The organism is Candidatus Benthicola sp. (genome assembly GCF_058719085.1).
On sequence record NZ_JBZQEK010000058.1, the window covers coordinates 30,837 to 45,125 of the forward strand.

The following is a 14,289-nucleotide window of genomic DNA, read 5'->3' on the forward strand; positions in this document are numbered from 1 at the left end:
GGTTCCTTGCCGAGCGTCTCCGTTCTGCTGCCGTGCCGCAACGCGGCGGAGTGGCTGCCGGACTGCATCGCGAGTCTCGAGAGGCAGACGCACACCGATTTCGAAGTCGTGGCGGTGGACGACGCGTCGACCGACGAGACCGGGGCCCTTCTCCGGAGGTGGGCGAAACGGGACGGGCGCGTCCGGGTGGTATCCACGGACCGCTCCGGGCGGTCGGACTCGACCGGCCTGGTCCGTGCACTTCGCCGGGCGGTGGAAGAATCCGGCGGCGCCCTGCTCGCCCGCATGGATGCGGACGACGTGGCGCACCCCGATCGGTTCGCGAAGCAGCTGGCGTACCTGGCCACGCACAGGGATCTGGCGGCCTGCGGGACGGCAGTGGAACTGTTTCCCACCCGTCTGGTGGGCATGGGGTATCGGCGATACGAGGCGTGGTTGAACTCGCTCGGCGATCCGGTGCGGGTGGAGCGCGATCTGTTCGTGGAATGCCCACTCGCGCACCCGACCCTGATGATCCGCCGCTCGGCATACCTGGCCCTCGGGGGATACCGGGACGCTGGCTGGCCCGAGGACTACGATCTCGTTCTCAGGCTGCACGCTGCCGGGATGCACGCCTCGAACCTCTCCGAGCCGCTCGTCCGCTGGCGCGTCCGCGAGGAGCGTCATTCCCGAACCTCGGATCGCTACTCACCGGCCGCCTTCCGACGCTGCAAGTGTCATTTCCTGGTCGAGGCGTTTCTTCCGGATTCGCGTCCGCTGGTCGTGTGGGGGGCAGGGAAGGTAGGCAAGCCGCTCGCCCGAGAACTCGCCCGACACGGTCGCCCGGTGGCTGCCTTCGTGGACCTGGATCCGCGGAAGATCGGACAGCACGTGCACGGGGCGCCGGTGCTGGACCCGGATGGCTTCGCGGCGTGCCGCCCCCGGGGGCGCCCCTTCGTCCTCGTGGCGGTCGGTTCACCCGGCGCCAGAGAGGAGATTCGAGGGGCTCTCGAGGCGCTGGACTACCGGGAGCTGAGGGATTACCGGGTGTGCGCCTGAACAGGGGGCGGGCGGGTTCGCCGGCCCACTCCGGCCGCCCTCCCGGGCCTCTCTCCGTCCCGTCCCGTCCGGTCGCGCCGGGCGTCCTCGAGGGCTATATTTCTTGGGTTATTCTGAGCATTCGATCGCGGCGCGGATCCGCCGCGCTCCAGGGACCATCGGCCGGGCTCGCCCGGCCGAACTCGTGACGGGACCGTCCAGCAAACCTGGGGGCCGACTGGGCGCCCACAACCCCATCCTGCAGAACGCACATGGAGACGACCGACAGAAGCGAGCGAGTCGAGGCGAGGCTTCTCGAAGACGAGATGAGGGAGTCGTTCATCGACTACTCGATGAGCGTGATCGTGCAGCGCGCGCTGCCCGACGTGCGGGACGGCCTGAAGCCCGTCCACCGGCGCATCCTGTATGCCATGCACGAGCTCGGCCTCGCTCCCAACCGACCGTACAAGAAGAGCGCCACGGTCGTGGGCGATGTGCTCGGCAAGTACCATCCGCACGGCGACTCCGCCGTGTACGACTCGCTCGTACGGATGGTGCAGGACTTCTCCCTGCACTACCCGCTGGTCGATGGGCAGGGGAACTTCGGGTCGATCGACGGAGACGGGGCGGCCGCGTACCGATACACGGAGGCCCGCCTGGCACCGCTGGCCAGCGAGATGCTGGCGGACATCGACAAGGAGACGGTCGCCTTCACGCCCAACTTCGACGATCGCCTCCAGGAGCCGACCGTGCTCCCGTCCCGTCTCCCGAACCTGCTGGTGAACGGCTCATCCGGAATCGCGGTCGGCATGGCCACCAACATTCCACCGCATAACCTCAGGGAGATCGTCGCGGCCTGCGAGCTTCTGATCGAAGATCCCGAGACCGGGATCGAAGAGATCCTGGGATGCGTGCCCGGCCCCGATTTCCCTACCGGTGGCCTCGTGTACGGACGGACCGGGATTCGCGACGCGTACACGACGGGCAGGGGACGGGTGGTGATGCGGGCCCGGGCCCACGTCGAAGAGCGTCCGAACGGTGGGGAGCGGCTGATCGTCACCGAGGTTCCCTTCATGGTGAACAAGTCCCGGCTCGTCGAGCAGATCGCCCAGCTCGTCCGGGATCGCAGGGTCGAGGACATCTCCGACTTGCGGGACGAGTCGGCGCGTGACGGGATTCGGGTCGTGATCGATCTGAAGCGAGATGCGATTCCGGAGATCGTGCTCAACCGCCTGTACAAGCACACGCAGATGCAGAGCACGTTCGGCGTGATCATGCTCGCGCTCGTCGATGGCGTGCCGCGGGTGATGGACCTCAAGACCATGCTGGTCCACTTCATCGAGCACCGGCACACGGTGGTTCTCCGCCGAACGGAGTACAGCCTTCGCGAGGCCCGCGATCGGGAGCACATCCTCGAGGGACTCAAGGTCGCGGTGGACAACATCGACGAAGTGGTCCGGCTCATCCGGGCCTCGAAGACCACCGAGGAGGCGTCCACCGGGCTGCAGGAGCGCTTCGAGCTCACCGCGAAGCAGGCCGAGGCCATTCTCGCCATGCGCCTTTCGCGTCTGACGGGGCTGGAGATCGAGAAGCTGGAAGAGGAGCTGGCGGAGATCCGGGCCACCATCGAGAGTCTCGAGGCGCTCATGGCTTCGAGGGACGCTCGCATGGCGGTGGTTCGAGAGGAGCTCGTCGATCTCGCCGAGAGGTATGGGGACGAGCGCCGGTCGGAGATCGTGGACGCGGAGATCAGCTTCAATCCGGAGGATCTGATCGCCGACGAGCAGATGGTGATCACGATCAGCCATCAGGGCTACATCAAGCGCCTTCCGCCGGACACGTACCGCCAGCAGCGTCGCGGTGGGCGAGGCATCGCGGGCATGGACACGAAGGAGGAGGACTGGGTCGAGCACCTCTTCCTCGCCGACACGCACGACTACCTGTGCGTGTTCACGGCCCGTGGGCAGCTCTACTGGCTCAAGGTGCACCAGATTCCGCTGGCGTCTCGCACGTCGCGCGGCAAACCGGTGGTGAACCTCCTGGACATCTCGAAGGACGAGAAGATCGCGTCGATCCTGAGGGTGCGGGAGTTCGAGCCGGACCGCTACGTGCTGTTCGCGACCCGTAGCGGCCAGGTGAAGAAGACGAGCCTCGCGGCCTATCGGCACGTCAGCTCACGCGGCATCAACGCGATCAACATCGTCGAGGGCGACAGCCTCATCGACGCCCGGCTGACGGATGGAAACAACGACCTGATCCTCGCGACGAAGAAGGGCATGGCCATCCGGTTCAACGAGTCGGATGTTCGCGAGATGGGTCGCGCGGCGCGCGGCGTGCGGGGCGTGCGCCTGAAGTCCGGGGACGAGGTCGTCGGCGCCGTCGTGGTGCGCGAGGGCGCGAGTCTGCTCACGGTCACGAGCCGGGGCGCCGGCAAGAGGACCCGGGTCGAGGAGTACCGGGTCCAGAAGCGGGGAGGGAAGGGCCTGATCAACTTCCGGCTGGCCGCCAAGACGGGCGATGTGGTGGGCGTGCGTGAGGTCACGGACGAAGACGAGCTCATGCTGGTGACGCGGGGCGGCGTCGTGAACCGGCAGCCGGCGGCGCAGATTCGCGTGATCGGACGGGCCACGCAGGGCGTACGCCTGATCACGCTGGATGAGGGCGACGAACTGGTGGATCTCGCCAAAGTGGCCGTCGATCTGGACGATGATGAGGTCGAGGAGGGAGAGGCCGCCGCTGCCGCCGCGGAGGAGGGCGCCGGGGAGGAAGCCGGCGAAGAGGTGGAGGCCCCCGAGGGAAGCGAGTAGCGCTCGATGTCGGAGAGCCCGGGCCTCGTGACGATCGATCGGATCCGCAGCGCGGCTCGCCGGGTGGCTGGGATCATCCGGAGGACCCCGCTTCTGCCCGTGGACCGGTCGGCCGCCGGGATCGACGAAGACGTTCCCGACTTGTGGCTCAAGTGCGAGTGTCTGCAGTTCGCCGGGGCCTTCAAGCTCCGGGGGGCCTACAACTTCATATCGGCCCTTTCCCCCGAGGTGCGCGCGGCCGGTGTCGTCACCTATTCGTCGGGGAATCACGCCCAGGGTGTGGCCTATGCGGCGCGCCGTTTCGGAATCCCGGCTCTCGTGGTGATGCCCGTCGATGCGCCGCCCATCAAGGTGGCGGCCGTCCGTCGTCTGGGCGCCCGACTCGAGATGGCCGGCACCACGACGATCGAACGGAAGGCGCGTGCGGAGGAGCTGCTGTCCGAGATCGGCGGCACGATGGTCCCACCGTTCGACCACCCGGAGATCATCGCGGGGCAGGGCACCGCGGGGATCGAGATCGTCGACCAGTTGCAGGAGGCGGCGGGTCGGCGCGGGGAAGAGCTGCGGCTCGGGACCGTGGTGGTCCCGATCGGTGGAGGCGGGCTGATATCGGGCGTGGCGGCTGCGATCCGGGCTCTGGCCCCTTCGGCCGAGATCGTGGGGGTCGAGCCCGAGGGTGCACCGAAGATGAGCCGTTCACTGGAATCCGGTCACCCGGTGACGCTGGATCGGGTCCACACGATCGCCGACGGTCTGAAGCCCGTACGTCCCGGAGAGCTGACCTTCCACCATACCAGGGAGCTCGTGGATCGAGTCGTGACCGTCGACGATCCGTCCATCCGCGACGCCGTGCTCTGGTGTTTCGGTCAGCGCCTCGTCGTGGAGCCGAGCGGTGCGGCCACGGTGGCGGCGATCCGCTCCGGACGCGTCGGGAAGCTCGGGGAGGGAGCCACGGTCGCCGTGCTCTCCGGTGGCAACCTGGATCCGTCGATCCTCCGCGACTGGCTGAGCGGGTCCACGGATTCCCGATCGGGGACGGCCGAATGAAGGAACCGCTGATCGGGATCACGGTCCCCGTCCGGGACAGCGACATCGGGATGCCCCGCGCCGTCATCGAGGCCGGGTATCTGCAGGCCGCCCGGGTGGCCGGGGCCCTGCCGCTCGTGCTGTCGCCGCTGGACGACCTCTCGACCCGTCATCGCATCTTGTCGAGGGTAAGCGGGCTCCTGCTGTCGGGCGGGGAGGACGTGGACCCGTCCCGCTATGGCCAGGAACCGGACGGGGCGCGCTCCGTGTCTCCCGAGCGGGATGCGATGGAGCTGGACCTCGTGGCCCGGGCGATCGAGCACGGGATTCCCATTCTGGCGATCTGCAGGGGCATTCAGCTGCTGAACGTGTCCCTCGGCGGCACCCTGTTTCAGGACCTGTTCACCCAGCGGGGTCAGGCCATCGATCACGACCGGTATCGGGAGTTCGATGGCCACATCCACGCCATCCACACGTCGGGGCCGGACCTCCTCTCGGCGGCGTTCACCACGGAGACGTTCGTGCAGAACTCCGCGCATCACCAGGGCATCGACGAACTCTCACCCGATCTCACGGCCGTCGCCTGGGCCGAAGACGGGCTCGTGGAGGCCGTCGAATACCGGGCTCCCGGGGCGGCCTGGACCTGCGGCGTGCAGTGGCATCCGGAGCGGAAGATCGAAGAGGCGACGGGGACGAACCGCAGGCTGTTCGAGGTATTCGGAGAACAGGTGCGACACACCGTGCCCGTGGGGGACAGGAGCGGACGGTGCGATTGATCCTGTTCGACGTGGATGGGACCCTGGTCGATACGCTGGGCGCCGGCAAGGCGGCCCTGAGGTCGGCGATGCTCGAGGTGTACGGCGAGACCGGCCCGGTCGATTCCTTCGACTTCCACGGCCGCACGGACCCGTCCATCGTGAGGGGATTGCTCCGAGTCGTGGGATGGTCGGACACGGACATCGAGGCGGGCTTCGGGGCGGCCTGGGAGCTGTACTTCGAGGCGCTGGAGCGGGAGCTGGCCGGGAGACAGGGTCGTGTCGCCCCGTTTCCGGGAGTGGTGGCACTCCTCGATGCCCTCGACGACGATGACCGGTTCGCCTGCGGACTGGTGACCGGTAATATGATGGAAGGAGCTCGAAGGAAGCTGGATGCGGCGGGGCTGGCCGACCGATTCGGATTCGGGGCGTACGGCTCCGATTCCGAGCATCGGGAAGATCTACCCCCGATCGCATGCGCCCGGGCCGAGCGGCTTCATGGGCGGTCTTTCGACCTGAGCGCAGCGGTCGTGGTGGGCGACACCCCGGAAGATGTCCGGTGTGGCCGCCGGAACGGAACGCGCGTGCTGGCCGTGGCCACGGGTCGACACACCTCGGAGCAGTTGCGCGACTGTGGTGCGGATGCCGTGTTCGAAGACCTGGGTGACACCAAACGAGTGCTGCGGGTCCTGGCCGATGAGTAGTCAGTCGATGAAGACGGACGTGTTCATCGAGGGCAGCGGGGTACGCCGCATGGCGCGGCTCACCGTGGCGGGCGTCGCGCTGTTGTGCGATGAGCTGATGGTGCCGTACGGCGAGGTGTTCTGGCTGTCGCGCCGCAAGGGCATGCTGCTCCTGTTCGCCGGGCGGGCCACCCTCGCGATCAAGGGCACGGCGGAGGAGCTGGACGGGCTGTACCAGCAGCTGACCGAGCGCGTCGACCTGACCGAGCTCCGACGGAGGATCGTCCGACAACTCGGGCACGAGGTCGTCCTGTTCACCGCGGGATGTGCCGCGTCCGGGGAGATCGAGGGCGAAAAGATCGGTGGGCTGTACGTGGCAGCCGCGACCCGACGGGCTCTGTACCTGATGTCCCGCGACCGTCAGCGGGAGGTCGCGTGGCCTGCGCGCGCGGCGAGCCGGCGCCCGGCGAGAAACGCGGAGTCGGGCGAGCGGGACGATGACTATCTGGTAATCGGTAAGCCTCACACGTCTTTGACGATCCGATATCTCTTCCCGGAGGAGCTGGGTGCGGTCCTGTACGCGGCCTCCCACGAGCCACCGGAGGGCGCCGAGCCCCGTTCCCTCGAGCTGTTCAGCCGCGGTGAGGTCTCGCCGCCACCGCAGGCGGAGCTGCCTCCCTTCTCGCTCGCTGCCGGGTCCCTGCAGGAGGTGGCCGAGAGGGCGGCCGCCAACGTGCCGGGCGAGCTACAGGTCCGCGTGGGTATGCGCGAGTACTTCTTCGAGACCCATTTCCAGGAGCTCGGGGAGATCGCCCTCGGTCCGCTCCTGCTTCGAAAGTCGGCCGCCGGGGGTGCCTACAGCCTCGAGAAGGCGATCGATGCGATGAACTCCGGAGGCCTGCAGGAGGACACGCGGGCGGCCGTGGCGACCGCGGCGGACCGACTGGCCGAAGTGTATGCGGGAGAGCTGGAACGGGTCGCGGCCTCTCGGGGGGTCGACCTTTCAACCGATCACCGGGATCTCGTGCTCGGCGAGGCGGACAGGGCCTTCCTCCTCGAACGCATGCAGGGGCCGTTCGATCGACTGTGGGAGCGCTTCGCGGACCTCGCCGGGCAGGAGAAGGAGCTGCGGCAGCGGATCGCTGATCTGGAGGCTGGCCATCCCGATCAGGATGACTCGGAAGTGCACGGGGCCGCCGAGCAGTGGCGAGCCGCCATGGTCAGGCTGGACCGGGGTTACGAGGGCGCGTGGCGCGAGATGGTGGAAGAGATCGAGCGCGCCTGGTCCACGGACCTGCTCGTTCGCCTCGAGAAGGTCGGGCGGCTGGAACGACGCCGGATTCCGGAATGGGTGCAGCTGACGGCGCTGGCGGTGGTCACCCTGCTGCTGGCCGCCGTGCTCGTCTTCGTGCTCGCCCGCTGACCCGTCCGTCCGACCGCCGCAGGGTGCCGGCTGCGGTCTTCACGGAAGGGTGCAGCTGACCTCGAACGTCGATTCGACCAGGCCGCCGGATGGAACCGTCACCGAACGGGGATTCGGTCCCTCCACGGAACAGTTGTCCGCGACGCTGCTCTCCACCAGACGGACCGTGGCGACCCCGGCCGCCACGGAGCCCACCGTCCGGACCCCCGTCGCGGGAAGCGCGATCGGGGACCCGAACTCGATGACCGCCTCGTATCCATCCTCGTCGGGCAGCGTTCCCGTCGTGGAGGTGATGAGCCGGACGTACCCGACCCTGTCCGTGCAAAGCACTTCGTAGGTCGTCCGAATCGTGTCCTGACTCGGCACCGCGACGTTTCTCTCCGGGTCTCCGACGAGCTGGCAGTTCAGCGCGATGTCGCCGATACGGACGGTGTGCGTTCCCGTGACCAGCCCTGATGTGCTGATCGTGTCGTTCGCGCCGATCGCGCCCGTGAAGTCGTCGTCGATGAACAGCGTGTAGGCTTCGTCCGGATTCGGGCCGCCGGTCTCCGTCACCACCTGGAGCACGCCGGCCGTCTCCGTGCAGGCAACGTCGAACGTCGTCACGGCTTCCGCGGCACTGCTTACGGTGATCGATCTCGGATTCTCCCCGGCCACCGAGCAGTTACCTGCCACATCCCCCAGCGCGACCGTATACGTGTTGGCTGCCCGGTTCCCGAACTGCACGCTGTCGTTCGGTCCGATGATCGCCGCGAAGATGTCGTCGACCAGGATCTCGTAGCCGTCCGCGTCGAGCTCGGGCCCGGTGCTGACGGTCAGGACGGAGAAGTTGCCTCGCTCTCCGGGGGCCGTCGTTCCTTCGTCGTCGCCTCCGCATGCGGCTGCCACCAGCAGGAGAACGCCGAGTCCGAAGCGGCGGGCGCGTTTCGAGTTGTGAACACCCATCATGTCTCAGAATCCCGGTGGAGGGATCAATCGTTCCGTCGTAGACCGGCGAGCCCGGAGCCACCGTTTCCACCCGAATGGCCCGCCTTCGTTCCCGTCCTCGGGGTCGGGTCGCCTTCTCGTCTCCGAGGTCGCGTGAAACTCCGCGCGTGTTATCTTGTGCGGCCGAGGTTGCGGGGTCCGGCATTGCGGCCGGGCCCGATCATAGTGAAACGGATCGGTGCTCGACAAGGAGCGTGTCTTGGCTAAAGCAAAGGGAGCTGGCGGTAAGGGATTCCTGCTCGTGATCCTGGTCGTCGTTGCCGCTGGAGGGTTCTTCATTCTCAATGCCGGAGGGGATGCCGAAGCTCCGAACCTGGAGCCCGTCAACATCACCGATGACGAGATCGTCGCGGATGCGTCGTCCGGCACGCCGGTCGGTGCCGAGGATGCACCCGCGGTAGTCATGGAGTTCTCGGATTATCTGTGCCCGCACTGCCGCCAGTTCAACAGTTTGAGCGGTCGGCTGCTTCGGCAGAACTACGCCGGCACCGGGGCACTCCGCTGGATCTCGTATGACTTTCCCCTGTGGCCCGAGTCGTGGGCGCCCGCGATCGCGGCACATTGCGCGGGTCGGCAGGGCAGGTACTACGACATGAAGAACCTGCTGTTCGCTCGCGTGGACAGCTGGCGGACGGACGGGAACCCGAACGGGAAGTTCGTCGACTACGCCAGGGACCTCGGGATGGACGCGTCCGCGTTCGAAACCTGCGTGGACAACCAGGAAACGCTCTCGGAAGTGCGGGCCACTCGCGCGTTCGGCGAACGGCTCGGGGTCAGCTCGACGCCGACCCTGTTCTTCAACGGGGAGCCGCTCGGCGGGCAGGACATGAGCTATGCCCGCCTCGAGGAGCGCATTCAGGCCGCCGCCGCGGCCTCCGACTGAAGGTGCGGTCGTCCGCGTGAATCCGGTGATCCGGTTGCGCGCGCTCACGGTGGTGGCGCTGGTCGGGTTGTTCGTGTCCCTGTACCTGCTCCTATACCACCTGGGCTTCTACGGGACCCTGGTGTGCGGGGCGGGATCGTGCGAGGTGGTGCAGACCTCGAAGTACGCCCGCTTTCTGGGGCAGCCCGTGCCGGCATGGGGAACGGCCTGGTACGCCGGCGTGTTCTGCCTCGGCCTCATCGGGCTCGGCCCCGCGTACGGTCGGCCGTGGGTGGACCGGCTGCTAGGGCTCGCGGCGACGGGAGGTCTCCTGTTCTCGATCTACCTGACGGGGGTCGAGGTTTTGGTGCTCCACGCGGTATGCTGGTGGTGCGTGCTCAGCGCGGTCCTGACCGTGCTGATCTTCCTGCTCGCCTGCCCATGGAAGCTGTGGTCTCGGGGGGCTTCTCCAGGATGAACAGAGGGGCGGCCGATCGGCCGCCCCTCTTCACACCGCCGGGTAGCGGTGCCCTGACGGCGGTGTGCCGCTCAGGCGCTCGCTCGCCAGAAGCCTTCGAGCGCATCTCCGTGTTCCGACCCGCGAAGCTTGTCGAACGCCCGGTTCCGGATCTGCCGAATTCGCTCACGGGTGACGCCCAGGAGCTCTCCGATCTGCTCGAGCGTCATCTCCTCTCCGTCGTCCAGACCGTAGTAGAGCACGAGGATCTTGCGCTCGCGCTCGGTCAAATAGCTCTCGAACATCTTCTCGAGGAACTCGCGCCGAGCCTGAGCTTCGACGTCGATCTCGATGTCCGCCTCGTCCGCTCCCGAGAAGCGTTCCCCGAAGGAGGCGCTGTCTCGGTCGGACTTGTCGAGCGGGGCGTCGAGACTCAACTCTGCCGAGGCCACACGCCGCAGCGCGCGCACGGTCTCGACGGGCTCCTTCATCTCCTCGGCGATCTCGCGATCGGTGGGCGACCGTCCGAGCTTCTGCGTCAGCGCCGTCTCCGTTCGAGAGAGCTTCACGAGGTTCGAATTCTGATTGAGCGGAATCCGCACCGACCGTGTCTGCTCGGCCAGGGCCTGCAGCACCGTCTGACGGATCCACCACACCGCGTAGGAGATGAACTTCACTCCCTTGTCCGGGTCGAACTTCTTCACGGCCTTCAGCAGGCCCTCGTTCCCGATGCATACCAGCTCGGCCAGGTTCAGCCCCCGGCCCTGATACTTCTTCACGTACGAGATCACGAATCGCAGGTTGGCCGTGACGAGACGCTCGGCCGCCGCGCGATCCCCGGCGCGCGCCCGACGCGCGATCTCACGTTCCTCCATGGGATCCTCGATCAGTGGATACCGCTCCACGTCCTGCAGGTACTGGTCGAACGAGTCGAGGGCCCGAGAGTCGAAGAAGATCTTCTTCGAGGCAGCGTTCATAAGCTCCGATTCTCTTCCTGTACAACGTGCATTCGATCGCCAGGAGCCGTTCGACGGCTCCAGAGCCACTCTAATACACTGAACAAACGTGAGGTTCCGTCAACCCTCACGTTTCGCGGAGCGCGTCCTGGAGCCACTGCTCGTCTTCCGCTCCCAGCTCCACGGCCGGCGTCGGGCCGCTTCCGGACTCGCCCGAGGCGGCCCATTTGCGGAGCCGATTCCGCGCAAAGAAGAAGCCGAGCACCAGAACGACGACGGGCAGTGCGTACACCAGCAGGTTGATGCCGCGGGCCTGAGGCTGCAGCAGAATCCACTCTCCGTAGCGGCTCACGAAGTACTCGCGGACTTCGTCCGGCGTCTGTCCGGCCGCGAGCTTCTCGCGGACCAGCGCGTGCATCTCACGTGAGAGGTCCGCATTCGACTCCACCACCGACTGGTTCCGGCACACCGGGCACCGGAGACCGGAGGCCACCTCTGCCGCGAGCGCATCCAGCTCGGCGGCTTCCGGATCGGTGAGTGCGCTGGCATCCTGAATCGAGTCCGCACCCGTCTCGACGGCCCCGCGGGCCCCCGAATCCGCCGCGGCTTCCTGGGCCAGGGCTCCGGGCGCGGCCATCAACCCGAACAGGAAGAGCCAGACGACAAGCCGTGCCTGCGTCGCCCGGATCACGGGGCACCGCCGGCGCCGGCTGCCCTCGCCTGCATGGGCGCGGCGAGCAGGGAGTCGACCTGGTACTGGACGAGGTCCCAGGTGACCGGTCCCACCTTCTTGAGCGAAATCGTTCCGTCCGTGCCGATGAAGAAGGTCTCCGGCACCCCGTATACCCCGTAGTCGATGGCCGTCCGCTGCGACGGGTCGATGACGTGAGTCCAGTCGCCCCCGTACTGCTGCAGGAAGCGCTCCGCGTTCGCTCGCGAGTCCTGGTACACGACCCCGAGCAGCATGACTTCGGAATCGTCCCAGGTGCGCTCGGTCTCCACAAGCACCGGGTGCTCCTGGCGGCATGGCACGCACCAGGACGCCCAGAAGTTCAGGATCACGACTCGTCCGCGAAGGTCGGCGAGCCTCAGCGTGTCCCCCTCGAACGACACGAGCTCGAAGGCCGGAGCCTCCAGTCCCGCCATCGGGGAGGGAAGAACGTAGGTATCCCGGCCCATTCCCCAGTACAGCAGCCACAGCACCGGAACGGCGGCCAGGGGGAGGAGCCATCGAAGCTGCTTCTTCTTCATGTCAATCGTATCCGAGGTTCCCGTACGCTGATCAAACGGTCGCCGCCGCAGGCTCATCGGCGAGCTCGGCGGACTCTTCGCCGAGGGCGATCTCCGCCGCGGACACCGCAGGGCGCCCGCTGCCCCGCTGGGGCATGACGGCCAGGATCGCCCCGATCGCCACGATCATGCCTCCGATCCACAGCCACGGGACGGCCGGGTTCACGATCGCCCGGATGGTGGCATGGCTTCCCGCCTCCTGATCAAACGCCATCAGCGTCAGATACAGGTCCTCCTTGAGCGTGGAGCGGACGGCCGGCGTGCCGATCGGCTGCTGCGAGTTCTTGTAGTAGTTCAGACTCGGAGTGAGCGTGCCCTTTTCCTCTCCGCGGTGAAACACGCTGAACGTCCCGCCCACGACGAAACGTTGCGGCTCCTCTTCCGCCCACAGCTCATCGAAGACCACGCCGTAGTCGCCCAGCTGCATGAGCTGACCTTCCCGCAGCGTCACCTCGCGCTCGAACCGGTACGTGCCCGAGAGGGCGAGAGCCACGATGATCACGACGATCCCCGCGTGCACCACGTATCCGCCGTAGCGGCGATTGTTGCGGGTGAGGATCTGACCGAGCGCCACGGGAGCGGACACTCCGGCAATTCGACGCCGCGCGCGGATTCCCTTCCGGAATTCGTCCACGATCGTCGCGGTCACGAAGCCGGCGAAGGCGAACGTGACCAGCGGCCAGAAGCTCCGTACCCCGAGCGCGAAGCCCGCGACGACGGAGACCAGCCCGACGACCGAAGGAACCACGAACGTCCGCTTGAGCTTCTCGGGCGACGTGCGGCGCCACGGAAGCGCCGGGCCGATGCCCATCAGGAAGAGGAGCAGGACGCCGATCGGGATCGACACCATGTTGAAGTACGGCGGGCCGACGCTCACGCGGTTGCCGTTCGCCGCCTCCACGATCAACGGGAAGGTGGTACCGAGCAGCACCGTGAAGGTGAATGCGACGAACAGGAGGTTGTTCAAGATGAAGGTGCTTTCCCGCGACACCACCGCGTCGAGGGAGCCCGGGGCGTGAAGCCGATCCGACCGCCACGCGATGAGGATCAGCGACAGGACCATGACGAGGGCGATGAACGAGAGGAAGATCGGCCCGATCATCCCCTCCGTGAAGGCATGTACCGAGTCAAGAATGCCCGATCTGGTCAAAAATGTCCCAAACAACGTGAGCAGGAACGTCCCGATGATCAGGGAGAGGTTCCAGGTCTTCAGCATCCCCCGTCGTTCCTGCACCATCACCGAGTGGAGGAAGGCCGTCGCCGTGAGCCACGGAAGGAAGGACGCGTTCTCCACCGGGTCCCAGGCCCAGTAGCCGCCCCAGCCAAGCACCTCGTACGACCACCAGCCGCCGGCGACGATGCCGACGGACAGGAAGGCCCATGCAGCGACGGTCCAGCGGCGGGTCGAACGGATCCACTCCTCGTCCAGCTTTCCGCTGAGCAGCGCCCCGATGGCGAATGCGAACGGGACCGTGAGCCCCACGTAGCCGAGGTACAGCATCGGCGGGTGAAGTCCCATGAGCGGGTGGTTCTGGAGCAGGGGGTTCGGGCCCGGCCCGTTCGCCGGAACCGGAAACACCTCGCCGAACGGGTTGGCGGGGCCGGTCAGCAGGCCGTAGAAGAAGAGGCCGACGAAACCCAGGACGCCGTACGCGAAGGGCACCAGCCGCGAATCGGACTTCCGGTTCACGAAGGCGACGAGCGCTGCGTAGGCCGCGAGGATCCAGCCCCAGAACAGAATCGAACCCTCGAGGCTGCTCCACAACGAGATCGCCGTGTAGTAGGTCGGGGTCTCACGGCTTCCGACGCGCGCCACGTACGACACGCTGAAGTCGTGCGTCAGAAGGGCGACCTCCATGGTGACGAGGGCCGTCGTCATCGCGGCGAACACGAAATAGGTGCCGTAGCGAGCGGCCCGGAGCAGCCCCGGCTTGCGGGTGAAGCCGCCGACGAGCCCCGTGACGGTGACGGCCAGCGCGCCGACCAGGGCCGCGGCGATCGATGTGCTTCCGATGAGATTGAGCAT

At 67.1% G+C, this 14,289-nt stretch carries 13 protein-coding genes; 8 read left to right on the plus strand and 5 right to left on the minus strand.

All coding sequences use genetic code 11. From position 1 onward, the window contains the following. Positions 1-6 precede the first annotated feature (6 nt). The 6 genes from AC36XV_RS04240 to AC36XV_RS04265 all read left to right on the plus strand — a co-directional run bounded on the left by AC36XV_RS04240 (position 7) and on the right by AC36XV_RS04265 (position 7,711). Positions 7-1,038, plus strand: a complete 1,032-nt coding sequence (locus AC36XV_RS04240; protein WP_492202432.1) for a glycosyltransferase — start codon at positions 7-9, stop codon at positions 1,036-1,038. Between the two features lie 251 nt (positions 1,039-1,289). Further along, positions 1,290-3,824 carry a DNA gyrase subunit A gene (gene gyrA, locus AC36XV_RS04245; protein WP_492202433.1) on the plus strand — a complete coding sequence of 845 codons (2,535 nt, stop codon included), beginning with the start codon at positions 1,290-1,292 and terminating at the stop codon, positions 3,822-3,824. Positions 3,825-3,830: 6 nt separating this feature from the next. Beyond that, positions 3,831-4,871, plus strand: a complete 1,041-nt coding sequence (locus tag AC36XV_RS04250; RefSeq protein ID WP_492202434.1) for a threonine ammonia-lyase — start codon at positions 3,831-3,833, stop codon at positions 4,869-4,871. Beyond that, on the plus strand, positions 4,868-5,626 hold the full coding sequence (locus tag AC36XV_RS04255; protein WP_492202435.1) for a gamma-glutamyl-gamma-aminobutyrate hydrolase family protein: 759 nt from the start codon (positions 4,868-4,870) through the stop codon (positions 5,624-5,626). Before AC36XV_RS04250 ends, AC36XV_RS04255 begins: the two co-directional genes overlap by 4 nt. Further along, positions 5,617-6,309 carry an HAD family hydrolase gene (locus AC36XV_RS04260; protein WP_492202436.1) on the plus strand — a complete coding sequence of 231 codons (693 nt, stop codon included), beginning with the start codon at positions 5,617-5,619 and terminating at the stop codon, positions 6,307-6,309. The genes AC36XV_RS04255 and AC36XV_RS04260 overlap by 10 nt, the downstream gene beginning before the upstream one ends. Beyond that, entirely contained in the window at positions 6,302-7,711 is a 1,410-nt protein-coding gene (locus AC36XV_RS04265) for a hypothetical protein (RefSeq protein ID WP_492202437.1), read from the plus strand. Before AC36XV_RS04260 ends, AC36XV_RS04265 begins: the two co-directional genes overlap by 8 nt. Before the next feature lie 39 nt (positions 7,712-7,750). Here AC36XV_RS04265 and AC36XV_RS04270 read toward each other — a convergent pair whose 3' ends face one another. Further along, positions 7,751-8,659: a hypothetical protein gene (locus AC36XV_RS04270; protein WP_492202438.1), complete on the minus strand. Its 909-nt coding sequence runs from the start codon at positions 8,657-8,659 to the stop codon at positions 7,751-7,753. A 238-nt stretch (positions 8,660-8,897) separates the two neighbouring features. Between AC36XV_RS04270 and AC36XV_RS04275 the strand changes: the two genes are divergently transcribed. Together AC36XV_RS04275 and AC36XV_RS04280 are read left to right on the plus strand one after the other, a co-directional pair. Continuing rightward, complete coding sequence (locus tag AC36XV_RS04275; protein ID WP_492202439.1) at positions 8,898-9,581, plus strand: DsbA family protein; 684 nt, start codon at positions 8,898-8,900, stop codon at positions 9,579-9,581. A gap of 25 nt (positions 9,582-9,606) precedes the next feature. Then, the gene (locus tag AC36XV_RS04280) at positions 9,607-10,038 is read left to right on the plus strand and encodes a vitamin K epoxide reductase family protein (protein ID WP_492202440.1); all 432 of its coding nucleotides are present in this window, start codon (positions 9,607-9,609) and stop codon (positions 10,036-10,038) included. Positions 10,039-10,109: 71 nt separating this feature from the next. Here the strand turns inward: AC36XV_RS04280 and AC36XV_RS04285 are convergent, their stop codons facing one another. The 4 genes from AC36XV_RS04285 to AC36XV_RS04300 all read right to left on the minus strand — a co-directional run bounded on the left by AC36XV_RS04285 (position 10,110) and on the right by AC36XV_RS04300 (position 14,289). Then, the gene (locus tag AC36XV_RS04285) at positions 10,110-10,994 is read right to left on the minus strand and encodes a sigma-70 family RNA polymerase sigma factor (RefSeq protein ID WP_492202441.1); all 885 of its coding nucleotides are present in this window, start codon (positions 10,992-10,994) and stop codon (positions 10,110-10,112) included. Positions 10,995-11,100: 106 nt separating this feature from the next. After that, entirely contained in the window at positions 11,101-11,664 is a 564-nt protein-coding gene (locus AC36XV_RS04290; RefSeq protein ID WP_492202442.1) for a cytochrome c-type biogenesis protein, read from the minus strand. Beyond that, positions 11,661-12,224: a redoxin domain-containing protein gene (locus AC36XV_RS04295; protein ID WP_492202443.1), complete on the minus strand. Its 564-nt coding sequence runs from the start codon at positions 12,222-12,224 to the stop codon at positions 11,661-11,663. Before AC36XV_RS04295 ends, AC36XV_RS04290 begins: the two co-directional genes overlap by 4 nt. Positions 12,225-12,255: 31 nt before the next feature. Then, positions 12,256-14,289, minus strand: coding sequence for a heme lyase CcmF/NrfE family subunit (locus AC36XV_RS04300; RefSeq protein ID WP_492202444.1), 2,034 nt, complete (start codon positions 14,287-14,289; stop codon positions 12,256-12,258).